The following is a 23,725-nucleotide window of genomic DNA, read 5'->3' on the forward strand; positions in this document are numbered from 1 at the left end:
TGCAAAGTCTAAATCCGCTCTAAAGTTCCCCTATCCATCTCCCCACCAAAATACTTTTTCAGCGCCTCCTGGAACACGCCGCCACCCTCTTCAGCCTTAGCAAATAACGTCATGCTCGAATGAAATTTAAGATCATCAGGATCCCCGAAGATCTCCCTCGCCGGCCGATCCTTCGCTCCCACCAGGATCGCTGTGCACTCACGCAGCCGCAACCCGAGGACGGGATGCGCCAGATAAGCCCGCGCCTCATCCAGCCCCGAGATCGAATACTTCACCGCCATCGGACTACTCCCGAGCCCGCGAATCTGTGGAAACACAAACCACATCCAATGGCTCTTCTTGCGCCCCGCTCGCAACTCTGCACAAGCCTGCGCGAAGACGCCTAACTGCGCCTCCGCAAACCGATCCAGATCGAACTCGTCGTTATCCGCAACCATATTCACCATGCCTCTCCCAACAGCAACAGTACAACCAACTTCCACGACGTGCTCCAACATGCAGTAGACTCAGTCCGAAGGAGTCCACCATGTCTCCAAACTACGCTAACGGCAAGATCTGTTACCTCGAAATCCCCGCCACGGATATAGCCGTCTCTTCCTCCTTCTACGCCTCCGTCTTCGGCTGGGAACTCCGCCATCACGCCGATGGCACCACTGCATTTGATGACGGTGTCGAGGTGAGTGGTATGTGGGTGCTCAATCGTCCTCCATCCAATCAATTGGGTATCGTCATCTCCATCATGGTCGACAGCGCAGTCGCAACTGTCGATCTCATCACCGCCCACGGCGGCGAGATCGTCCAGCCCATCGACCCCAACGCCCACGAGATCACTGCTCACTTCCGCGATCCCGCAGGCAACATTCTGGGCATCTATCAACATCGGGGCTAGTCGCAACACACGATCAGCGGAAGACGAACACACCACAGAGAAAGCGGCGCTACTTCACGCCCTTATTTGGATCCCAGACACCCTGTAGCTTCCGCACATACACCATCTGTCCAATGTGGTAAGCGTTATGCGCTCCAACGTGCGCAATCGTCGAAGCCCACAGCGCGACCTTCGCGTCATCGGCAGACTCCACCGCCTGCTCCCAGTCGGTCATCACCTGATCGAGCTGCTTCACCGTATCGTTCCAGCTCTTCTCATCAAAGTTGTTGAAGGTCTCGTCGTTATTGCCATCGAACTTCGCCGGTTTCTCGCCTTTGAACTTCGCCAACGACTCGCGATCCCAGAACACCAGGTGATTCGCCAACTGCCCCACCGAGTGGTTCCCGCTCTTATCGGTCCAGCTCGCCTGCGCCGGCGTCAAACCCGCAACTGCAGTATTCGCCGGAACAAACCACTCCGCCTTGTTATGCGTTGTCCGCAGCTGCTCCAGCAGAACAGCCTTCAGCGTCATAGGCTTCTGGTCTTGCGCGATGGCAAAGCCTGACGAAGCCGCAACGGCCAGCGCCAAAACAATTAGAACTCGTCTCATACGATCTCCTGCAGATGGATTAACGTACCGATCGACCAAGGTCTTGTTGACGAGATCATTCTAAAGCCGCATCTCGATCTTCGCTCGCATTTCAAATCGCAGCGTGATCTTCCGTCGAAACCTGCATCTCCCGCTCCGAGACATCCTTACGCCGAAGAAAGATCCCCGTGTAAGCAGGAACACTAAACTCCGGATACCCCGGAATCTCCAGCGAAAGCTCATGCGCCTTCCACTCATCGACCACAACATAATCGAGTTGCTCTAAATCGTGAATCACCTGGCTCTTGTTGTGAACCATGCAAGCAATCCGAAAGATACCAAGGTCTTGAATCGTCGCGACTGGCGCACCATCCGTCATCGGCGTGCGGTTAATCAAAATATACGAAGGCCTCACCGTTAACTCGCCAATCATCTCCGCCAGCGGCCGATGCAGATAGTGAAGCGATCCCGAAACGATCAGGAGATCCGCTCCATCTGCATCCATCCACTCCCCAGTAAATTGAAGTTGTTGCGCCTCGCGCTCTTTCGCAATGGCCTCGCCTGCGGCCATATTCCCCGGCAGATCGAGCACCTGCCACACCAAACCCTCAGGCCAACTCAGATAATTCGAGTACGAATAAAAAAGATTGCCCGAATTTCCTCCCAGGTCGAAGACTCTTTTGATGCAATGCAAAATCGGCCGAATATAAAACAACGCAGCATAATCACTCGGTCTCGCACGAGAGTACATGCCGAGATGGTTCTTCACATTCTGCGGATGTTCGTGACCACCCAGCGAATAGCGCGCCACCGCTGCCTCCGCCTCTTCGAGTGACGCAAACGGCCGTCGATACCCAACCAGCCCGCGATAAAGCGAACGCGTCAGAGGCAGTCTCTGAAAGCCCCGCAGCAGATACTGACCCGCACGAAAGCGCCCCACGCCTTCCACAAGTCGAGCTGTCAAGGCAATCTGCCCTGCGCGCCTCATGAAGGAACTATTCCGGCTGTCACCGTTGAAGTCAAGTTTTGCTCACCATCACCCTCGTCTTATTCGACGAGAGTGAGCACGCCTCCCGTTGCTTTAACCAGCGGCGAGAAATCCTGGGTTACGGGCATCAGCACAGCGAGCGGCAGGCTGAAGGCACCTCATGAGACGCCGACGAAACGGTGCCCAGGTTGATCCTCAACAGCATTTACTTCTCGCTGCTGGGAGGTGCCAACCCTTTCAATCGCAGATAGAGCGCAAGCGTCGCATACTGTTCATCGTCATGCGCCACCGTGCCCCACAAAATGCCAATGCGCGACCGCTTTGCGTTGAACACGTCGAACATATCTGCGAGGTTCGCATCCGTGGTCGCCGCAAACGCCTTATCGCACGCCGCAAACGAAAGCTTCAGCGCGTCGATGATAGTGGCCTTATCCGCAGTCTCTGCCGGCGCCTTTTGAATATCGGCTGCTGCCGTGCCATTCAACGCGCCGCAGGTCCTGAACTGCGCCTCGGTAACGTGATTTACCACACGCGCAAAGGTTCGCACGTCCGCTGTCGGTTTGAACGGATAGTCTGCGTCGGGCATCTTGTCGGCAGACTTCAGAATGTTAGTTTTGAAGGTTCCATAGCTTCGCTGTACCTCAGCCGCAGGCCCAGTCGGCCCCGCTGGAGCAGCCTGTGCTTGTCCCAGCGCCACACCTGTCGTCACTACCATCGCCATCGCGAACATCACACGCATCGATTGCATCCCTGTCACCTCGTCCCTCCAGCCTACCGCCACACACCGCCTGCTCCAGACTTTTTTTGTCAACGCCCTGTCATTTCTGCACTGGCATCGGTCGCTCAGACACCCAATAGTTGCTCCTCGCCGAAACTGTCAGCTCCGGATGATGGGCAACCCGCACCGCAATCGTATGCAGACCCGGTTCGGTAGACGTCGGCGCAAAAGTGAGTACGTAGCCATTGCGAAGATGGTTCGTCAGTATGCCGAGATCCTCAGCCAACTCCCGTCGATTGTCGAAGCTTCCGCACTCGCCTCCCGACAACTCAGCAACCTCTGCAGAAGTATTTCTCCGCATCGCCCCCAGAACCAAAGCCAGCGGCGCGCTGAGATTGAAGTAGGCCTGATATTGGCCGCCGGCGTTTGGTATATTCTGCAGACCGTTGGGAGCCCCTAGCGTAAGCGGCGGATTTGCGTGCGGATTTTTGAACGCCTCTCGGGCTGCTGTCTTCTCAGCTGAAAACGTCATGCTGTAGATCGCCGTATTCGTCTCGCCTACATCACGAACGATCTCCTTCAACGTGGTTTTGCTCCCCACATCATGCTCCTGGCTGATCAGCAAAATTGCACGCCGATTACCCGTTGGCCTTTTCTCAAGCAGCTCAAGCCCATACGCCAAACCATCGAAGATCGCAGCCCCATGATCCCCATCGTCAGGATGATCGATCGCGTCCCGCCATTCGGCAACGTTCGACGTAAAAGGAGACGCAGCCTCCGGGCGACTGTCGAAGTTCACAATTGAAACCTCATTTGGAGCCTTCCCCAGCAGCGAACCAAGCATCGTGTCGAGATGCTCATAACTCGGAAACTGCCCCCGCGCATCCCCGCCCGTCTGTATCAACACCACCAGCGACAGGGGCCGCTTTGCCTCCTCCTCAAGGGTCACCTTCTGCGGAACTCCATTGTCCGTCAGCAGAAAATCATCAGCCCTCAGCGAATACACCAGCTCTCGATCCTGCGTCTCCACCAGCGTCGGCACAACAACCAGCGTGGTCGTCGTATGCAGCGTCGTCTGCGCAAGCGCTGCACCACCCAAAGCAGCAAAGCAAACAACGAATTTGCAGAGCCTCATCATTGCGTCTAAGTTAGACGAGCCAACTGTCGATCGGCACGAGAAAACCAGCAAAAAGGTATCCTATAAAGGACACCCACGACGCCAAACCAGCCTCGTACCCAAGCCATCACAGGGAATAGCAAAACAAGGAAATAGCACAATGCCATTGAACTGCGGAATCGTTGGTCTCCCCAACGTCGGAAAATCAACGATCTTCAACGCCCTCACCTCGGCCAAGGCGCAAGCCGCCAACTACCCCTTCTGCACCATCGACCCCAACACCGGCGTCGTCACCGTGCCCGATGAGCGCCTCCAAAAGATCTCCGCTCTCATCAAGCCCAAATCGCTCGTCCCCACCACGATGGAGTTCATCGACATCGCCGGCCTCGTTGAAGGCGCCAGCAAAGGCGAAGGTCTCGGCAACCAGTTCCTCGGCCACATCCGTGCCACCGACGCCGTCTGCCACGTCGTCCGCTGCTTCGACGACCCCGAGGTCATCCACGTCGCCGGCGGCGTCAACCCCCTCCACGACATCGACATCATCAACACCGAGCTCCTCCTCGCCGACCTCGACACCGTCGACAAGCGCCACACCAAAGTCGAGAAGCTCAACAAATCCACCTCCGCCGATCACAAGATCAAGACCGAGTTCGCCGCTCTATCCAAACTGAAGCAGGCCCTCGAAGCCGGCAAGCCAGCCCGCACCGTCGATCTCTCCGACGAAGAAAAACCCTACACCCGCGATCTCTTCCTCATCACCGCAAAACCCCAGCTCTACGTTGCCAACGTGGACGAAGGCGGCCTCACCACCGGCAACGCCTACACCGCCGCCGTCGAAAAGCGCGCCGAAGAAGAGGGAAGCCAGGTCGTCCGCATCTGCGGCCAGATGGAAGCCGAGATCGCCCAACTCGAGCCAGCCGAACGCGACGAGTTCCTCAAAGAGATGGGCCTCTCTGAACCCGGCCTCAACCGCCTCATCCACTCCGCCTATCGCCTGCTCGACCTCATCACCTACTTCACCGCTGGCGTGCAGGAGGTCCGCGCCTGGACCATCCGTCGTGGCACCAAGGCCCCCGGCGCCGCAGGCGTCATACACTCCGATTTCGAAAAGGGCTTCATCAAAGCCGACTGCTACGCCTCCGACGACCTCTTCACCTACGGCAGCGAGCAGGCCGTCAAAGAAAAGGGCCTCCTCCGCTCCGAAGGCAAAGAGTACATCGTCAAAGACGGCGACATCCTCTTCTTCAAATTCAACGTTTAGAACCGATTCCCGATAGGCATTCATGAGCGACAAAACACTACTGAGCAACAAAACACTACTGAGCAACGAAAGATGCCTGTCATTCTGACCCTGAGCTAGTCGAAGGGGAAGAACCCCCGCATTTCGCTTTTGTAGTTGTCTGTTCTTCTTCTTTCAAACCGCCAGCGAAACAGAAAAAGGCGGCTCCAAAAAGGAGCCGCCTTTTCATCCAACAGGACCGCTACTCCTTGGTCTTCAAAGCACCGTCATTCGCCTGAATGAAAGCCTCAATCTCCGGTGCCATCTCAATAATCTTTCTCCACTGCTCCTTATACAGCGTCACCGGAAACCGGCCCATTCCATACAGCGACAGGCCACCCTTCTCGCTGACCTTCAGGCTGAGCCCACGCCCGCCACTCTTATTCTTCAGCTTGTCGTTCTCTGCTCGCAACCGTTCAATCTCAGCCTTCAAATCTTCATCCGACATAGATACTTATCTCCTTCAACTTAAGAGTACGACAACGGCAGAAGAATCTGTCACCCTTCATCCCGCTTTGCGACGAAGTTAAACGGCAGCCATCAACGGCCACATTGGCACCCATCAGAGCGATAGCGACGCCGAAGCTGATAGCAAAAATTCCGTGCCGTATTCGCTACAAATAAAGTTACAAATACGAAGCACACAACTCAGCGGCCAGCTAGCGCAATCAGCTTCTACTTAGGACTTCCTCCAGCGTGGCCGGCGCCGCCCGATGCGCCACTGCTCGCCGAAGGAGCGCCCATGCTGTGAGAACCTGCCGATGACGCCGAAGATCCCCCACGCGATGGCGAAGCAAACCCAGAGCCTCCGCCTTGCGCTGGCGTTCCCGCCCGCAATGACACCGGCCCGCTAAACCCGCCGCGGTTTGACGCTGTCATCCCCGACGAAGGCGCAGCAGCATACACCGGAATACTCGCCGATCCATGCTGTTCCACGTGGCTCGAGATTTTGTTCAGGCTTCCCAACGATCCACGCGGAACGCCCAGCCCTGCCGAGTTCTGCTGAAAGACAAAGTTCCCCGGCCTATCTACCTTCGACATCACCATCGGCGTACTATTCGCGAGCACCAGTGAACCCGTGCCAACGGTTGGCGCCTGTGGCGACCCGGCGCGCAGCGGCGAGTGCACCGAAGTCCCAACCGGACCCCCTGCAAACCCAGCAACGCCCGCAACATTGTTCAACCCATTGAACGTGCCACCCGGCTGCCAACCCCACCCATATCCAGGGAAGAACGACCACGTGCCCGAGTGATACGGCAGCCATCCCCATGGGTACGGAGACACCCACGAGTAGCCCGCCCCCGGATACTGCGCCCACAGGCCATTGCCGTACGGACTCCATCCCGCGCCAATAAGATACGGCTGCCAGAAAGATCCAAACGCTCCGCCGTTAATAAAGTTCCCGTAGTAGTTCAGGTCGCTCAAGCCATACGTCGATCCACCCGCCACCATCGCATTCGCCTGCGAGTAGCGCGCATGATAGTCATTCGCGTCCTTGTCCCACGCATCGTACGGCTCTTCCTCGATCTTCTTCGCGACTACCACCTGATCCCCGCCCAGCGTCAGCGTCTCCTTCTTCGTCACCATCGTCGTCGCTGAGCCGTGCACCACTTCCACGTTTCCGTTGAACACCGACACCACCGTCTGCCCGTTATCCACCGTCATCCGCATATGCGTCGACGGCGAAACCGTCACCGTCTGATCCCCAGCTCGCAGCAAAAACTCATTGCCCTTCGTACTCTGCAGGTTCACATACACCATGCCTCGCACCACCTGTATCGTCGAGGCCTTCGCACCCGAACTACGCAACGCCAGCAGCGGAAACTCCACCAGCGAGTGAGGAGCCACGCGCAGCGTGCTGTTGTCTTCAAACTCGATCTCTGCATACCCTTCAGCCGTCCGAAGCTTCTCGCCTTCGATGATCGGCATATTCGACATCGTCGCTTCAAAGCCGTTACCCGTCTTGCGGTCGAGCGAGAGCGTACCCTTCACATCGCTCAGTCGCACAATCCTCACATGCGAATCGCCAGGCCGCGCCCCATTGTCCACTCGCACGCTGGCCGCAGGCACACTAGCCGTCGGCGAACTAACTGCCGGCACATCAGCCGTCGCCAAGTGAGCAGTCGATGCAGAATCTGCATCCAAAGGATTACTCTGCTCCCCGGCCGCTACACTCTGTGCTCCCGCGGCCACCACTCCCGCCAACGAAAACGCCATCGCCAGAATCATTCCGTAACCAAATTGGATCTTCATCACCGGCCTCCCAGAACCAAAGCAGTTGGAACATCAAGTGCCCGCAAGTATACGTCCGCGACGATTGCAATAGCTTCATCAAAACTCAAATAGTCACGGCCTTTGTTCGGCACTTTTACGAAACCGTTGCAGTGAAATCGTTCAGTATTGACGGGCCTGCCGATATAACACCATCAGAACAAAGGTTTTGCGATCAAGCATCGTGCAAGGCATCAGAGCCGTCCACTCTAACCCTCTCCGCATCCCCCATCAACAATGCCTTGTACGCTGGCGGAGAATTGAACCTAACCAGCAGGAGACGCGCCAACCGGCGTCGCTCCACCACCCATCAGCACCGCTTTGAACACCGGAGGATAGAAGAACTCCAGATCGACGATCTCGTTCACCAGCGCCTGTGCCTTCTTTGGATCACTCTTCAAAAGCGCCGCCACCTGCGCCCGTTTGCTCGCCAGCCGCGACCGGTCAACATCCTGCACGGCATACTGCAGCGCCGTCGTCATGCGTACCAACTTCTCCTCTGACGTGTCCGCCTTATGCGTAAAAGCGTCGAGATCGTCCTCCGACAGATTCGGCGCCTTACTCAGCTTGAAATATCCCGCGTTCGCCCCCAACAGGTAAGGCACGGCCTGCAGCAGGCTGCCGTAGTAGATCTCAAGCAAAAGCTCCGGTTTTCCTTCCGGGTACGATCCCTTCCTCGCCGCTTCAATCGTCTTCTCACCCTGCCCACGCAGCGAATCCAGCGCAGCCGTCAGCTGCGCACTCAACTTAAGCCCCCAACACCCTTCAATCAGTCGCGACGCCATCTCATCGATCGCAACCAGATCCCACGCTGCAGCCTTAGCCAGCAACGCCGAACAGGCTTGCGGACTGAGCTTGGCAAGCTCGCGCGCAATCGCCGTCACCATCAACACGCCCGCCGCATCGTAGCCTCTGGCCCTGCCCACGAGCAGTTCAGTCCCGACCATCTGCTGCGACGCCTGCTCCAGAAATTTAATCTGCTCCTCTGCCACCGGCGGCACGGATGCCAGCGTCTGCTGAAATCCCTTCACCAGCCGGGCAGAGCGCTCCGGCGTCGGCAGGTCTTTCAGCGTGTCCATAATCTGGACGATCTCCGCATGGTTCGGCAGATGTGCCGGAACCTGCCCAAGAATCGCCAGCATGTTATCCAACAGCGTCGGGGCAGGTTCTCCCGGTGGAATCTCCACCACCAAACTCGGATCGACACCCTCTGGCAGCTTGCCGTCCGCGTGCCACTCCCCACTATGGTCTGCCTGCACCTCAATCAACCCGGGCTGGCCGGTGTAGCGATACCAATGCCCCGGCTCCTTCTGCTCCGGGCTCAGCCGTTCAAACTGCTGCATCGCCTGCCATCCATCCTCCGCGGCCTGCGGCATCGTCGCCACGTAGAAACGCAAAAACGCGCCGTACCGATCCCCAGCCACCCAGCTTTGATCCGACATACTTAAGCCCCCGGTGTTAGAACCTTCAAGCCCTCGATCTTCACCTGGTCCGCCACTCTGTTGCTGACCGTCGCATCCGACCGCTTCGACAACTCCGCGGCCATCGCGGTCGCAACTGCCTGTCCGATCGCCGCGATCTCAGCCTGCGACAGCCCGCCCGCCTTCACCGCAGTCTCAGCTTCCTTCCGCGCATCCTCAAGATCCTTCTCGCCCACCGGCGGCTCTTTGCGCTTCAGGCGATTCAGCAGACTACCAAACGCATCGCCAATTGCCGTGCCCAACTTATCCCCCACCTTCTCCTGCGCAACATCGCTGGCCTTCTTGGCCACACCCTTCAGGAAAGCGAAGAGAAACGAAGAGCCCATCTCGATCAACGCGGCCTCCGCGATGAAGTGCTTCTCTCCGGTCGGAGTGAACTCAGCGGCATCCGCTCCTATCGCGGACCCAATAGCGGAACTGGCTTGTTGAAGGTCTGATTGCATCGCGGAAGTCTAACATCGGCTCAAAGCGCCATAACGAATCAAAGGTAACCACCACGCACTTTGCTTTCATCAGATCACGCCGCCATCCAAAAAGATGGCGACCGCTAGCGCCACAAAAATATTCAAAAAAATCTTCGCGAAAGTTGGCGCATTTTTTTGGCGGCAAAAAACGTGGTGCGAAAACACCACATTCACCATGCAACTCACCACAAATTCACCACCATTTACCATCAAAAAACACCACCAAATCTGCAAAATCCCCTGCAAAAGACCACATCGATACCCCCTGAACTTTTTCCTGCTTAACCACTCCGATTTAGTAGAAACTTGTACCTATCCATGACCAAGCAGACGAAGACGAAACAGGCCAAAACAGCGAAGCAGACAAAGAAAACCTCCACCGGCAAACTCCGTATCGGAATCCTCTTCGGCGGCCGCTCCGGCGAGCATGAAGTCTCCCTCCTCTCTGCCGCCTCCATCCTCAAATCCATCGACAGCACAAAGTACGAAGTCATCCCCATCGGCATCACCAAGCAAGGCCAGTGGCTCACCTCCGGAGAAGCGCAGAGCCTGCTGGCAGGCGACACAAAACCCGCGCCAACACTGAAGAAAAACGCCTCCACCAAGCCCATCGCACTCAACGCAAACGCTGATTTAAATCAAGCAAGCACAGCTCTAGCGCAACAAAACGGCTCCCTCGCCCAGTCCCTCGACATCATATTCCCCGTCCTCCACGGCACCTTCGGCGAAGACGGCACCATCCAGGGCCTCTTCGAACTCGCCGACATCGCCTACGTAGGCTCCGGCGTTCTCGGCTCCGCAACAGGCATGGATAAGACCGCAATGAAACAGCTCTTCGCCGCTGCCGGCCTGCCCCAAACGCCTCACGTCAATCTCCTCCGCAGCGAATGGAAGTCCGACGCGAAGCGCTGCATCAAGCGCATCGAAAAGAAACTCACCTATCCGGTCTTCGTAAAACCCGCGAATCTAGGCTCTTCCGTAGGCATCAGCAAAGTCCACGACCGCAGCGAACTCGCCCCCGCAATGGACCTCGCCGCCAGCTTCGACCGCAAACTCATCATCGAGCAGGGCGTCGGCGGCCCCGGCGCCAAGCCCCGCGAACTCGAAGTAGCCGTCCTCGGCAACGACGCCCCCGAGGCCTCCGTCGTCGGAGAAATCGTCCCCGGCGCAGAGTTCTACGACTACAACGCCAAGTACCACTCCGACGCCTCCGTCCCCATCATTCCTGCGAAGCTCTCCAAGTCCGAAGCGAAACAGATCCGCGAGATGGCCATCGCCGCCTTCCGCGCCTGCGACTGCGCCGGCCTCGCCCGCGTCGACTTCCTCATGGAGCCCGCCGTCAAAAACAAAAAGGGCAGGGAATCGAAGTCCGCCCGCATCTACCTCAACGAAATCAACACCATGCCCGGCTTCACCAGCATCAGCATGTACCCCAAACTCTGGGAGGCCACTGGCGTCCCCTACTCGCAACTCATCGACCGCCTCATCGCTTTAGCCACCGAACGCCACAAAGAAAAGCAACAGACAACCTTCACTCGCGTCTAACAGAAGTCCGTCAAAAGTCACGGATCAGCAGCCGCAGCCACGAAAACTGCGGCTGTTATTCTGTTTCGACGGCGCCCACTCAAAGCGGGTTAGGAGAAAGTCCAGCATGGACACGATCGGCAAGCCAGTTGCACCTCCAAGCCGCACGCCGAAGTATGCCATCGCCTCCATGTCCCTGCATCTCCTTCTCGTGGCTGCGTTTGTACACCAAAGCGCCTCCTGGGTTGCCCCCATCCGCCTCCCCGGAAGCCCCCACGGCACCAACCTCTTGTTGACGTATTCGCCCGGCAGAGCACCTCTTCAAGCCTCCGTCCCCAACGCAAAAACGCAACCCAAACAAGCCGAAGCAACCACCCCACTACCGTCGCCGCCTCAGCCAAAGCTGAAAGAAACCGAAGCCTCTCCCAACACCAGCTCACCAGCCTCCGCGCAGCCCGACTCCGCCGCAGGTGCAGACTCCCTCGGCTCCGGCAACATCAACATTGCTCTCGTCAGCTACTTCCCCACACCCAAACCTGACCTCTCGACGCTCCCACGAGGTACAAAGGGCGATGTCATCCTCGACATCGTCATCGACACTACCGGAAAGATCGCTGACATCAAGATGGCCAGCGGTCTCGGCCACGGCATCGACGAAAACGTAATCGCAACCGTCCAGCAGTGGACGTTCCATCCCGCCACCAAAGACGGCCAGCCCGTAGCCAGCGAGCAAGAGCTTCACTTCCACTACGAAAAGGCCTGACACCCGATCTCAGCCAAAGCGGGTCGCTAAATAACCCTGCTGTGCCTGTATCCACCCTCTGTCAGCGCCGCCAGCAACTCGTCCACTTGCTCTCGTCCGCGCGTCTCGATCGTGATATCGATTGTCGTATCGCCAAGATTCACGCCATAGTAAGCACGGTTGTACAGCGTATCCACAATGTTCGCGCGATAACTTGCAATCAGTCGCGTCAACTCCGCCAGCGCTCCGGGCTTATCAAGCAGATGAATCCGCAAGCGAATCATGCGCCCATCCTGCACCAGACCGCGCTCGATGATCCTGCTCAGCAGTGTCACATCAATATTTCCACCGCACACCATCACAGCCGTATGAGCACCGTTGAGCGAAGTCTTCTTCTGTAACAGCGCTGCCAACGCAGTCGCCCCGGCCCCTTCAGCAAGAGTCTTCTCGCGCTCCAGCAAAACCAGAATCGCCGACGCGATCTCGTCTTCATCGACGGTCACAATCTCATCGACATATCGTTCAACCACTGGAAAGGTAACATCACCGGCGCGCCGCACCGCAATACCATCGGCGATCGTCGTCGAAGGCTCGAGCGTCACCGGCCTTCCCTCGCCACGCGCAGCCAACATTGAAGGCAGTCTGGAAGTCTGCACTCCAATCACGCGAATCTCCGGACGTGATTCCTTGATCGCGCATGCGACTCCACCAATCAGCCCACCCCCGCCAATCGGCACAACAACAGCCTCCAGCTGCGGAACCTGCTCCAGCAACTCAAGGCCAATCGTCCCTTGCCCAGCCATCACCACTGCATCGTCGAACGGATGAATGAACGTCATCCCCTCCGCCTGGCACAGCCGCGTCGCCTCCTCGCAGGCCTCGTCGTAGTTGGCCCCATGCAGAATGACTTCAGCGCCGAACCCACGCGTCGCCGTCACCTTCACCAGCGGCGTCGCCAATGGCATCACGATCAGCGCTCGAATCCCACGCTTTGTCGCGTGATACGCAACCCCCTGTGCATGATTCCCGGCACTCGCAGCGACCACCCCCCGAGCAGCCTGCGCCTGCGTCAGCGTCGCAATCCGGTTCAACGCCCCGCGCTCTTTGAACGAGCCCGTCATCTGTAGATTTTCCAGCTTCAAATAAACCTGCTGCCCCGTTAGGGAAGACAGCATCTGCGAGTGCGGACAAGGCGAGTAGTAGATCGACCCACGCACCCGCTCACGCGCCGCAGACACATCGGCGAGACTGATACTAACTTTATTTATCGAGTCGCTCACAGGCATCAAATTCTTCCTTCAAAGTCCCAACCCATCAAACAACTTCGATCAACTGACATCAACGACGCTGACGAAACCGATTCGCAAGCGCAAACTCATCTCGCAGCTCCGGAGTCCGCAGATTCTCCCTCACATGTTGCAACCGTTGTTCAAGAGCCAACAAAGTATCCGCGACCGGCCCAGTATTGGTCATCGCGACATCCCGCCACATACTGTAAGGGCTAGCTCCCAGGCGCGTCGTTTCCCGCAGCGCGCGTCCACCGATGGCCGCAATCTCCGGCGCATCGCCGAACCGATCCTCCAGCAGTGCCGCAAGCGCAGTTGAAAGCATCTGTGGCAGATGGCTCACCCACGCACACAGCTCGTCATGTCGTGTCGCATCCATATCCAGCGTACGGGAGCCAAAACATCCAACCCACGCGCGCCAGTCTTTCTCTATCGCAGTCATCTCAGAGCTGGTCGGCGTAAACAACCACATCGCTCCATCAAACAACCCCGCCTCCGCCAGCAAAGCCCCACCCGATTCTTTGCCCGCCATCGGGTGTCCCGGCAAAAAAGTTGCTGTCTCGCCCCCGACAAACAACTGCTGTGCCAGCTCGACAATCTCAAGCTTTGTGCTCCCAACATCGGTCACGAGCTGCCCCGGGCGCAACACAGGCGCTAACTGCTTCATCCAGTCTTTGATCGCTAGCACCGGCACCGCCAGCACAACAACATCCGCCAACCGTGCCAGCTCCAGTGCGTCTTCACGACTCGCAGCTCTGCCGTCGATCGCGCCCATCTGCACCGCGCCCGCCATCTCGAGCTGACTTGCATCCCACCCGTCGATGCGGCCCGCAAACCCCGCCGAGCGCAGAGCCAGACCCGTCGAAGCCCCGATCAACCCAGTTCCGATGATGAAAACCCGCTCCACTATCCTTGAACCCTCATCTTACCCAATCGTCCTGCCGACTACCGGCGCCAACTGCTGCAGTTGTGTCATCAGTTTCTGTAACTGTTCAGGATACAAACTCTGAGCCCCATCGCTCATCGCCTTGTCCGGGTTCGGATGCATCTCCATCAAAAGCCCATCAGCTCCAGCAGCAACGCTCGCCAGCGCCATCGGCGGAACCAGATCGCGAATGCCCACACCGTGCGACGGGTCGCCAAGCACGGGCAGGTGTGTCAACTTCTTCAATACCGGAATCGCAGAGATGTCCATCGTGTTTCGCGTATACGTCTCGTAGGTCCGGATCCCCCGCTCGCACAACATCAGGTTGTAGTTCCCGCCCGACAAGATGTACTCCGCGCTCAACAGCACCTCTTCAATCGTCGCCGCGATCCCTCGCTTCATCAGCACCGGCTTACGCACATGTCCCAGCTCGCGCAGCAGATTGAAGTTCTGCATATTCCGCGCACCCACCTGGAAGCAATCGATATAGGGCAGCATCAATTCGATCTGTGAGATCTCCATCACCTCTGTGATCACGAGCAGTCCGGTCTCATCTGAGACCTCACGCAGCAGCTTCAGCCCATCAAGCCCCATACCCTGAAAGCTATACGGCGAACTCCTTGGCTTGAATGCTCCACCCCGCAGAAACTTCGCGCCCGCCGCCGAAACCTGCTTCGCGCTCGTCAAAATCTGCTCCCGCGATTCCACAGAGCACGGCCCAGCCATTACAACAACTTCTCTTCCACCAACAATCACGCCGTTCGGAAATGTGACCGTCGTCCCTTCAGGACGAAAGCTACGCCCTGCCAACTTGTACGGCGAAGAGATGCGATAAGCGTCATACACACCTGCCAGCACCTTGAACTCAGCAACCTCAAAGTGCTCCGGCGTCCCAACCCCCGCCAGGATCGTCTGTGCCGCGCCTGTTGTTCGGTGAACATTGAAGCCGAGCTCCACCATTCGCTCGATTACCTGCTGTATGTTCTCTTCGGTCGCCTGGCCATGCATCGCAACTATCATCGTCTTCGATTCGCTCTCTTATATGTAACTAAATTAGTTATAAAACTACACTGGCCTCGCCAATCATCGGCTTCTAACGATCTCTCCGCTGCAGCGTTCGCATCACATCGATAATCCGTTCGTAAACGTGTAGTAACTCAGCGTCAGGCAACGGTCCAGGGTTTGCCTTGCGGACACGATCGAAGACCTCCTGCTCGCGGCGCGGCTCGTAAACCGGAAGATCTGCTGTACGTTTGAGCTCGCCAATCGCACGCGCTGCCTCTGCACGTTTGTTGATGAGTCGAACGATCTCGACATCCAACTCGTCAATCTTCTGTCTCCAGTCGGAGATATCCATCCAATTGCCTTTCGCTGCAACGGCACCGCATGCACAAGTAATCGTCGCAAGGTTAGTTGTATCAACCATGATAACCGCCGCATGCCGTTGCCACGATCGGGCGTAGTTGAAGATCTCATCCTCGAAGCCCCGCTATAAATCTTCCAATCGCAGCCGCGGCATCCGGTGCAGGCGTCTTCTCAATAAGCGCTACCAACGCACTACCAACAATCGCCGCATCCGCAAATTCGCCAACCGCCTTCACATGCTCAGCATTGGAGATCCCAAATCCCACAGCAATCGGCAACGTTGTAAATCGCCGCAGCCGCGCCACAAGCTCCGAAGCATCTCCAGCCACCTTTTGCTGCGTGCCAGTTATCCCAACCCGCGAGATCGCATAGACAAACCCCTTCGACACTCCAGCTATCGCCTTCAATCGCGCATCCGGACTGGTCGGCGCCGCAAGAAATATCGGAGCCAGCCCATTCCCCGTCATCGCTTCGAGATACTCTGCCGCCTCTTCAACAATCATGTCCGTCAGTAGCACACCGTCGGCCCCAGCCTCCGCTGCCCATGCACAAAACGTCTTCATTCCCATCCGAACCACGGGATTCAGGTAGGAGAACAAAACGAGGCCCGCCCGCGGCCGTGCAGCGCGCAACTCTTTCGTCAGACTAAGCACATCGCTCAACCGGACACCGCGTGCGACCGCACGTTCACTGGCTCGCTGAATCACCGGTCCATCCGCCAGTGGATCGCTGAACGGCACACCCAACTCAATCACATCCGCGCCGTTGTCAATCGCTGCCAATGCAATATCCCGCGTCGTCTCCAGGTCGGGATCACCCGCAGTCAAATAAGCAACAACCCCCGGCCTCTTCCTGAACTCAATCGCCATCGCTCTGCACTTACCCTTTCGCCGTGCTGTTGACTTGCTGGCTCCCTGACTCGCTGCCTTTCAAATTCAACTCTCTCGCCAGAATGCCCATGTCTTTATCGCCGCGACCGGACAAGTTCACCATCAACACATCGGTCTTTGCCATCGTCGGAGCAAGCCGAATCGCCTCTGCTACCGCGTGAGCACTCTCAAGCGCAGGCAGAATTCCCTCCGTGCGCGACAGTGTAACCGTAGCCTTCAACGCCGCATCGTCCGAACACGAAACATAGCTCGCCCGCCCCGAATCGTGCAGCATCGCATGCTCTGGCCCCACACTCGCGTAGTCCAGGCCTGCCGAGACCGAATGCGTACTGCTCACCTGCCCCGCATCGTTCTGTAACACATACGAGTACGTACCCTGGAGCACCCCCGGCATGCCGCCGCCGATCTTCTGAAATCGTGCAGCATGTTCGCCTAACGCCGTGCCGCGCCCACCTGCCTCTACGCCAATCAACTGCACATTCGCATCCGGCAAAAACTCATAGAAGGCGCCAATCGCGTTCGACCCACCGCCCACACAAGCGACGACCGCAGTCGGCAGTTTACCCTCCTGCTCCAACATCTGCGCTCGCGCCTCGCGGCTAATCACCCGATGGAAATCCCTCACCATCGTCGGATACGGATGTGCCCCCAGCGCGCTCCCTAGAATGTAGTATGTCGTCCGAACATTGGTGACCCAATCCCGCATCGCCTCATTGATCGCGTCCTTTAAAGTCGCCGATCCAGCCGAAACCCCGCGAACCTCCGCGCCCAGCAGCCGCATCCGGTACACGTTCAGCTCTTGTCTACGCATATCTTCTTCACCCATATAAACGACGCACTCCAGGCCAAGCAGTGCACAAACCGTCGCCGTCGCAACACCATGTTGCCCCGCGCCAGTCTCTGCGATGATCCGCTGCTTCCCCATCCGCCGTGCCAGCAGGCCTTGCCCCAGCGCATTATTGATCTTGTGTGCGCCGGTATGCAGCAGGTCTTCGCGCTTCAAATAAATCTTCGCCCCACCCAACTGTTCCGTAAGCCGCTTCGCAAAGTAGAGCGGAGTAGGCCGCCCGCAATAGTGATGCAACAGGCCATCCAACTCAGTTTGAAATTCAACGTCCTTCTGAGCCACCGCATACGCATGCTCCAACTCTTCAAGCGCCGCCATCAGCGTCTCTGGAACATACCTGCCGCCATATGCGCCGAATCGCCCCGCCACCGCCGTTGGCAAACCTATCGTTGAACTTGCACTCATCGATCTCTCTCCTGCTGTTCACGTTTCAAAAAACAAAAACCGCGACTCGGAAGGTCGCGGCTCGTATGGATGTCGAATCAACTGAAACTTACAGATCTTTCAGATGAAGCTACTCCGCCGACGCCGCTATTGTGTGCCAATAGCGGGCAATAAACGAAATTCGGCTAATCTGAGTAATCATCATCTTGCTATCAAGATACATCCTGTCCACAACTCCCGCAACTGTGCGAGATCGAATTGCTCTGTATTTTTTTTTTCAAGAGAGCCGCATCAACGACTCGAAGGCATCGCCAACTGGCTCTCTTCGTCTTCCATCGTCTCTTCGAGACTGCGGAACTTCTTCAGGGACATCACGCCCAGCACAGCCAGCACCATCACCTCAGGTTCAATCGGCTGCCGATAGTCCGGCGACGCATGCGTGAAGTAGTACGTGATCGGGAAGAACACGATCAAAACCAGAAACGGCAGCGCCCTGACTCTGTCTTCGCGCCAGAACCGTCGTGCTCCCACCAGCATCAGCACAGTCATGCCTGTACAGAAAAACACATCGGGAATCTCCAACGGCTCAAGGCTGAGATACGACGGGCTGAAGCTCCAGAAGCCGCTCCAGTATGCGAAAGCGCGTCGCAGCGACAATCCTGCAAAGAACACAGGATGATGCTCGACAAAGTTCATCGTCATCACCTTCTTCTCAGCGATATAGGCGACCTCACCGACAGCCTCGAACCGCTGCATCTCCATCGCATTGCTGGCGGGATGAGCCCATCTCGCATTCGACTCGAACGTATCGCCGTTGTTCCCCGCCCAGCACTCCAGCCAGAAGTTATCCCGCACCGGCCCCACAAAGTGCATCGCGCGATAATTGTGAATCGTCCACGGAGTCAGCACGACAACAACCCCTGCTGCGGCAACGACGCAACGCAGCAGCCACCTCTCACCATCCCGACGCATTTGCAGCGCAGCAAGCAGCAAAAACACAGGAAACATCGGCAGCACCGATGGATTCGCCAGCGCGGTCACTCCATAGAACGCGCCAAAACCCAGCCAGGCCACAAGCTGTCTCCGCCGATGCAGTTGCTGAGCGATGCAAAAGCAAGCCGTAAACAGTAGCCCAGTCAGCGCGTAATCCCACACCCGCGCTCCAGAAAAATAAATCGCATACGGATAGATCACCCAACCGATCCCAGCCCACCGCGCGGCCTTCTCACCCAGCGCATACCGAGCGCTGAAATAGATCGGTATGCAGGTCAGCGCAGACAGCAGGCTATTGATCGACAAGATTGCAAACGCAGCCTTTGCCGTATACAACCCAAACAAATGAAACATGCTGGCCAGCATGTACGGAAATATCGGTGGAACCATCGCCGTCGGTCCGGTAAAAGGGAAGAACGGCGAGCTAAAGCCATGCCCCAGAAAGATCGACCGCGCAACCCAGCCCATCTCCCACCCAAACTCCGCATGATCGATCGTCGGCGCTGCCTGCGCACGAAAACCACAGAGCACCACGACCATCCGCACCGCCAGAGCGGCCAAAACCATTAACAAAACTGGATGCTTATCCCACGCTCTGCGGAATGGACCCGCGCTAATACTCTTCAAGATGGCCCACTCTCCATCTTCATCAGCTGCGAACAATCCATTTGTCCATGATATAGGGTGACGCTTCTATAAGGCCTCTGAAATATTGGGGATTTCGACAAATTAGGATCACAATTTGTTACTAAAGCTGGTCGCGGCATCTGCATCTCACAATGCGACGCAATAGTTAGCTCTGACGTTAGCCGTGCCTTGCCACTCCGCTTCGCATACATCATCAAATCTTTTGCACGCGTTGTACATCTCGCACGCCTGGCACCTTCCGCAGATTCTGCACCAGCTTGTTCAGATGTCGCACGTCCACCGTTTCCACGACAAAATCCACCATCACCTGACCATCCGGCAGCGGCTTCGTATCCACGCTGCGAATGTTGGTCCCATCATCCGAGATGATTGCCGTAAACTCCTTCAACATACCCGCCCGGTCATCACACAACACCGTCAGCTTCACCGGATACGTCTGTGCCTTTGTCGTTCCCGGCTCCGTCGGCGATGGCGACCACTCCACCTGGATCCTCCTATCCGACTCATACAACAGATTCTGCACATTCGGGCAGCTTCTAGCATGCACCGCAACGCCCTTGCCCCGCGTCACGTACCCCACAATCTCCTCACCACGAATTGGGTTACAACAGCGCGCCCGATACACAAGCAGATCGTCCTGCCCCTCCACCTGCAGCGAATCCGATCCCTTCCCAAAGAAGACTCGCTTCACCGCCTCCGACATCTGCCCAACCGTATTGCCGACTCCGCCCTCCGGCGCCACAGGCTCAGCCGACATCGTCGACCCCGGCTCCAGCTTATTCAGCACCTGCCGCGCAGAAAACTTACCGAACCCAACGCCCGCCAGCAGCTCCGCCTGCGTCCCCAGACCATACTCGCTGGCAACCTTGTCGTAGTCCGCCTCATGAAACTTACCTAGCCCCAGCTTGTACTTCCGTGCCTCGCGATCCAGCAGCTTCTTGCCGATCTCAATCGCACGCTCGCGCTGATGCTCATTCAGCCAGTGCTTGATCTTGTTCCTTGCCCGCGAACTCTTCGTAAAGCTAAGCCAGTCGCGGCTCGGAGCGTGTCCCGTCTGCGTCGTAATCTCAACAATATCGCCATTACGCAACTTCGTCCGCAGAGGCACGATCCGCCCATTCACCTTTGCGCCGACCGTCGTGTTCCCCACCTCGGTGTGAATCGTGTACGCAAAATCAATCGGACTCGCGTCCTTCGGCAGCACGACAACCTTGCCCTTCGGAGTAAAGGTGTACACCTCCTCCGGATACAGATCGATCTTCAGCGTCGACATGAACTCATTGGGATCGGTCATCTCCCGCTGCCATTCCATCAACTGCCTTACCCACGCCAGCCGCTGCTCATCCTTCGCGCTTACATTGTCGGATGCCTTGTACTTCCAGTGCGCCGCAATCCCTTCCTCCGCGACGCGATGCATATCCTCCGTTCGAATCTGCACCTCAAACTGATGCCCACCCTCAGCAATCAAAGTCGTATGCAGCGACTGGTAGAGATTCGGTCGAGGCATAGCAATAAAATCCTTGATCCGACCGGGCACCGGCCGCCAGATACTATGCAGCAGCCCAAGCAGCGCATAGCAATCCTGAACGGTATTGCAGATCACGCGAATCGCCAGCAGGTCATACACCTGATCAACAGGAATCTTCTGATCCACCAGCTTCTGCTGTATCGAATACAGCCGCTTGATTCGCGACTCCACCCGCCCCTGAATCTTGAACTCCTTCAGCTTCGCCTCAAGCTGCTTCACAATCTTTTGCAAAAACTCTTCGCCCGCCCCGCGCAGCGCATCTACCTCAGTCGACACCTGTTCATACGCATACGGATCGGTATACCGAAACGCCAGATCCTCCAGCTCGCCGCGCAGCTTGCCCATGCCCAGCCGATGCGCAAGCGGAGCGTAGATATCCAGAGTCTCCCGCGCAATCTTCTGCTGCTTCTCCGGCTTCAGGTGCTCCAGCGTCCGCATATTATGTAACCGATCTGCAAGCTTAATAATCACCACGCGAACATCGGTCACCATCGCAAGCAGCATCTTGCGAATGTTCTCCGCCTGATGGTCCTCACGATTTGCGAACTTGATCTTCTCCAGCTTCGTCACACCCTCAACGATGTGCGCCACCTGGTCCCCGAACCGCTTAGCGATCTCAACCGAAGTAACATCGGTGTCTTCCACCGCATCATGCAGCAACCCCGCTGCAATCGCCGTCGAATCCATCTTCAACTCAGCCAGCACCTGGGCCACTTCAAGCGGATGGATAATGTACGGCTCGCCACTGGCCCGCTTCTGGCCCTCATGCTGCTGCAGGCAGAACGCCCAGGCCTTGCGAATAATATCCAGGTCATCCGCTGGCCGATTCGCGTGCACCGTCTCCAGCAGCCGTTGAAACTTCGCATCCACAACATGAATGGCCTTCGCGGAACTACCCGCAAGATGACTCGCCGAAGACTCATCCACGCCGGCAATCACCAGATCGGTCTTGTCCGGTGTCACCTCTTGCTTTTTTCGTTTCACGCGAGGGGTCGTATCCGAGGCGACCGGTGGTTCCGCGACAGGAAGAGCTGCTTCCAGCTCAATCCCCGTTTCGGTATGTTCCAACTCCGGTTGGCTCTTCGGTTCTTCTTTCGGCTTCGGCCCAGCCTGCGAAGAGGCCAGAGGAGCGATTGCCATAGTTCATTATAGGCTGAACCGTCAACCTTTACAGCCGCAGTGAAAGAAGCCAACTTAGGCCCACTGAGATCTGCGCTCCGAATCGCCGGCCATCCGGGACTTAGAAACAAGCCATTCTGCACACCGCGAACTTGGCGGGCGGGGAGGTCAGTGGTGCACTTCACGCTATGCTTGTTCATGAGGCCGTGGTAGAGGGTAGAATCTCTTTGCGCAGCTGGTTTCAGTCGTTATCAAGGACCCTTCACACCCAGACGCTTGACCCAGACGCTTGCCCAACTGGACCTTGACTATGCCTTCCGCTCAAAAACTCGACACTCATCACAAAGCACTCGCTATCAATCTTGATACGTCAACCTTCGGGTCTTTCGCCGAAATCGGTGCCGGACAGGAAGTCGCGCGGTGGTTCCTTGTCGTAGGAGGAGCCTCCGGCACCGTGGCTAAGACCATCTCCGCCTACGACAAGGAAGTCAGCGATGATCTCTACGGCGCCGGGTCGCGCTATGTATCCAAGCAGCGACTCGAGGCGATGCTCGATAACGAGTGGGCCCAGCTTCTTACGCAATTAAACGAGACTCGTGGTCCGCAGACTCGGTTCTTCTGCTTCGTTGATACCGTCTCTGCCCGCAACTTCGCCGGAACCAACGACTCACATGGTTGGATCGGTCTCCGGTTTCAGTTGCAGCCCGGTGGTCCTGCCAACGACGTCCTGCTGCACGTCAACATGCGCGATCCTTCGAATGTCCTCCAGCAGGAAGCCATCGGTATCCTGGGGGTCAACCTCATCCACGCTGCGTTCTATGAAGTACAAATCAAGGATTCATTTCTTGAAGGCTTGGCACAAGACGTTGTCCCGGAGCGAATCGAGATCGACTACGTGGATCTTCACGGGCCGGCATTCGAAAGCTGGGATCGTCGGGCTCTGCTAGTCCAGTTGGTTCGTGATGGCCTCGCAGAGGCTGTATGTTTCCCAATCAAGGGCTCCGCTGTTCCCCCGACCGAGGTCCTCTACAAGAAAGCAATTGTGCTTGTACCGGGATCCTTCGGCCACACCGATCCCATTCATTCGCAGGTCCATTTGCGATTATTGAATTCCGCAATTCAAGAGCTTCATCAGGACCTTAGCGAAACAAAATCGACGCCCGCTGGTTTCTTTTGCCTGACCGCTGCTCCGCTGACGTCGGAAGAGCCAACCCCGGAAACTCCCGACATGCTTCGTCGCATCGATTCGCTTCTCGCCGCTGGCGGCGACGTGCTCCTCTTTCGTAAACCCGAGCTCTACCACATGACGGCTCTCGTCAATCGCCATACACAGGCGCCTGTGCGATTCGCCGGAGGTCTCTCCCTTGTGATTCGAGCCTTCGAAGACATCTACGGCAATCTCGAAGGCAAGCTGCTCGAAGCTCTTGCCCGTCTCTTCGCCCAGAATGTTCGCATCTACGTCTATCCGATGCCCGCCGCGGATCTGCGGGAATGGCTGAGGGGTACTTCCTTTAACGGTTGGGAGTGGAGCGAGACGAATGAATGGGTTTCAGCAAGCCACCTGCGTCGCACGCCACCTCTGGGACATCTATTCGCCTATCTTCTCGCCAGCAACTTCCTCGTCCCGATGGACCCTCCTGTGGAGGGATGAGAGCCTGTGTAGAACCCGGCTCTCCTGTCACGGCAACTCGGAAGTTAT

At 57.2% G+C, this 23,725-nt stretch carries 23 protein-coding genes; 5 read left to right on the forward strand and 18 right to left on the reverse strand.

Translation table 11 applies throughout. The features are described from left to right. Positions 1 to 8: 8 nt before the first annotated feature. The gene (locus RBB82_RS12085) at positions 9 to 446 is read right to left on the reverse strand and encodes a DUF1810 domain-containing protein (RefSeq protein ID WP_433970717.1); all 438 of its coding nucleotides are present in this window, start codon (positions 444 to 446) and stop codon (positions 9 to 11) included. Between the two features lie 80 nt (positions 447 to 526). Between RBB82_RS12085 and RBB82_RS12090 the strand changes: the two genes are divergently transcribed. Beyond that, positions 527 to 889, forward strand: a complete 363-nt coding sequence (locus tag RBB82_RS12090) for a VOC family protein (RefSeq protein ID WP_433970718.1) — start codon at positions 527 to 529, stop codon at positions 887 to 889. 49 nt (positions 890 to 938) lie between these two features. Here the strand turns inward: RBB82_RS12090 and RBB82_RS12095 are convergent, their stop codons facing one another. From RBB82_RS12095 to RBB82_RS12110, 4 genes are all read right to left on the reverse strand, one after another. Next, on the reverse strand, positions 939 to 1,478 hold the full coding sequence (locus RBB82_RS12095) for a DinB family protein (protein WP_433970719.1): 540 nt from the start codon (positions 1,476 to 1,478) through the stop codon (positions 939 to 941). 91 nt (positions 1,479 to 1,569) lie between these two features. Beyond that, positions 1,570 to 2,421 (reverse strand): methyltransferase, TIGR04325 family, encoded by an 852-nt coding sequence (locus RBB82_RS12100; RefSeq protein ID WP_433970720.1) that lies wholly within the window; start codon positions 2,419 to 2,421, stop codon positions 1,570 to 1,572. A 229-nt stretch (positions 2,422 to 2,650) separates the two neighbouring features. After that, positions 2,651 to 3,193 (reverse strand): DinB family protein, encoded by a 543-nt coding sequence (locus RBB82_RS12105; RefSeq protein ID WP_433970722.1) that lies wholly within the window; start codon positions 3,191 to 3,193, stop codon positions 2,651 to 2,653. Between the two features lie 70 nt (positions 3,194 to 3,263). After that, positions 3,264 to 4,301 carry a VWA domain-containing protein gene (locus RBB82_RS12110; protein WP_433970724.1) on the reverse strand — a complete coding sequence of 346 codons (1,038 nt, stop codon included), beginning with the start codon at positions 4,299 to 4,301 and terminating at the stop codon, positions 3,264 to 3,266. Between the two features lie 139 nt (positions 4,302 to 4,440). Between RBB82_RS12110 and ychF the strand changes: the two genes are divergently transcribed. Then, entirely contained in the window at positions 4,441 to 5,541 is a 1,101-nt protein-coding gene (ychF, locus tag RBB82_RS12115; protein ID WP_433970726.1) for a redox-regulated ATPase YchF, read from the forward strand. Positions 5,542 to 5,761: 220 nt separating this feature from the next. Here ychF and RBB82_RS12120 read toward each other — a convergent pair whose 3' ends face one another. From RBB82_RS12120 to RBB82_RS12140, 5 genes are all read right to left on the reverse strand, one after another. Beyond that, on the reverse strand, positions 5,762 to 6,007 hold the full coding sequence (locus tag RBB82_RS12120; RefSeq protein WP_433970727.1) for a hypothetical protein: 246 nt from the start codon (positions 6,005 to 6,007) through the stop codon (positions 5,762 to 5,764). Between the two features lie 227 nt (positions 6,008 to 6,234). After that, positions 6,235 to 7,812: a DUF6600 domain-containing protein gene (locus RBB82_RS12125; RefSeq protein WP_433970728.1), complete on the reverse strand. Its 1,578-nt coding sequence runs from the start codon at positions 7,810 to 7,812 to the stop codon at positions 6,235 to 6,237. Positions 7,813 to 8,096: 284 nt separating this feature from the next. Continuing rightward, a complete protein-coding gene (locus RBB82_RS12130; RefSeq protein ID WP_433970729.1) occupies positions 8,097 to 9,272 on the reverse strand; it encodes a hypothetical protein in 1,176 nt (391 codons plus the stop codon). 2 nt (positions 9,273 to 9,274) lie between these two features. Then, the gene (locus tag RBB82_RS12135; protein WP_433970730.1) at positions 9,275 to 9,754 is read right to left on the reverse strand and encodes a hypothetical protein; all 480 of its coding nucleotides are present in this window, start codon (positions 9,752 to 9,754) and stop codon (positions 9,275 to 9,277) included. Positions 9,755 to 9,823: 69 nt separating this feature from the next. Next, the gene (locus RBB82_RS12140; protein ID WP_433970731.1) at positions 9,824 to 10,021 is read right to left on the reverse strand and encodes a hypothetical protein; all 198 of its coding nucleotides are present in this window, start codon (positions 10,019 to 10,021) and stop codon (positions 9,824 to 9,826) included. 72 nt (positions 10,022 to 10,093) lie between these two features. Here RBB82_RS12140 and RBB82_RS12145 point away from each other — a divergent pair, with 72 nt between their 5' ends. Beyond that, positions 10,094 to 11,320 carry a D-alanine--D-alanine ligase family protein gene (locus tag RBB82_RS12145; RefSeq protein ID WP_433970732.1) on the forward strand — a complete coding sequence of 409 codons (1,227 nt, stop codon included), beginning with the start codon at positions 10,094 to 10,096 and terminating at the stop codon, positions 11,318 to 11,320. A gap of 106 nt (positions 11,321 to 11,426) precedes the next feature. Further along, positions 11,427 to 12,062 carry an energy transducer TonB gene (locus RBB82_RS12150; RefSeq protein ID WP_433970733.1) on the forward strand — a complete coding sequence of 212 codons (636 nt, stop codon included), beginning with the start codon at positions 11,427 to 11,429 and terminating at the stop codon, positions 12,060 to 12,062. Positions 12,063 to 12,088: 26 nt separating this feature from the next. On the opposite strand, the gene RBB82_RS12155 is transcribed toward RBB82_RS12150, so the two are convergent. From RBB82_RS12155 to RBB82_RS12190, 8 genes are all read right to left on the reverse strand, one after another. Continuing rightward, positions 12,089 to 13,321: a threonine ammonia-lyase gene (locus tag RBB82_RS12155; RefSeq protein WP_433970734.1), complete on the reverse strand. Its 1,233-nt coding sequence runs from the start codon at positions 13,319 to 13,321 to the stop codon at positions 12,089 to 12,091. A gap of 58 nt (positions 13,322 to 13,379) precedes the next feature. Next, entirely contained in the window at positions 13,380 to 14,234 is an 855-nt protein-coding gene (locus RBB82_RS12160) for a prephenate dehydrogenase (protein ID WP_433970735.1), read from the reverse strand. 18 nt (positions 14,235 to 14,252) lie between these two features. Further along, complete coding sequence (gene aroF / locus RBB82_RS12165) at positions 14,253 to 15,272, reverse strand: 3-deoxy-7-phosphoheptulonate synthase (RefSeq protein WP_433970736.1); 1,020 nt, start codon at positions 15,270 to 15,272, stop codon at positions 14,253 to 14,255. Positions 15,273 to 15,345: 73 nt separating this feature from the next. Beyond that, the gene (locus RBB82_RS12170; RefSeq protein WP_433970738.1) at positions 15,346 to 15,678 is read right to left on the reverse strand and encodes a chorismate mutase; all 333 of its coding nucleotides are present in this window, start codon (positions 15,676 to 15,678) and stop codon (positions 15,346 to 15,348) included. Between the two features lie 46 nt (positions 15,679 to 15,724). After that, complete coding sequence (gene trpA, locus RBB82_RS12175) at positions 15,725 to 16,486, reverse strand: tryptophan synthase subunit alpha (protein WP_433970739.1); 762 nt, start codon at positions 16,484 to 16,486, stop codon at positions 15,725 to 15,727. A gap of 10 nt (positions 16,487 to 16,496) precedes the next feature. Further along, complete coding sequence (gene trpB, locus RBB82_RS12180; RefSeq protein ID WP_433970740.1) at positions 16,497 to 17,759, reverse strand: tryptophan synthase subunit beta; 1,263 nt, start codon at positions 17,757 to 17,759, stop codon at positions 16,497 to 16,499. Positions 17,760 to 18,029: 270 nt separating this feature from the next. Beyond that, positions 18,030 to 19,358, reverse strand: a complete 1,329-nt coding sequence (locus RBB82_RS12185) for a glycosyltransferase family 39 protein (protein WP_433970742.1) — start codon at positions 19,356 to 19,358, stop codon at positions 18,030 to 18,032. A 214-nt stretch (positions 19,359 to 19,572) separates the two neighbouring features. After that, positions 19,573 to 22,047 carry a RelA/SpoT family protein gene (locus RBB82_RS12190; protein ID WP_433970743.1) on the reverse strand — a complete coding sequence of 825 codons (2,475 nt, stop codon included), beginning with the start codon at positions 22,045 to 22,047 and terminating at the stop codon, positions 19,573 to 19,575. A gap of 289 nt (positions 22,048 to 22,336) precedes the next feature. Here RBB82_RS12190 and RBB82_RS12195 point away from each other — a divergent pair, with 289 nt between their 5' ends. Then, a complete protein-coding gene (locus RBB82_RS12195) occupies positions 22,337 to 23,677 on the forward strand; it encodes a hypothetical protein (protein ID WP_433970745.1) in 1,341 nt (446 codons plus the stop codon). Positions 23,678 to 23,725: the final 48 nt, after the last annotated feature.

It is taken from the genome of Tunturiibacter lichenicola (assembly GCF_051013355.1).
Taxonomy (GTDB): Bacteria; Acidobacteriota; Terriglobia; order Terriglobales; family Acidobacteriaceae; genus Edaphobacter; species Edaphobacter lichenicola_F.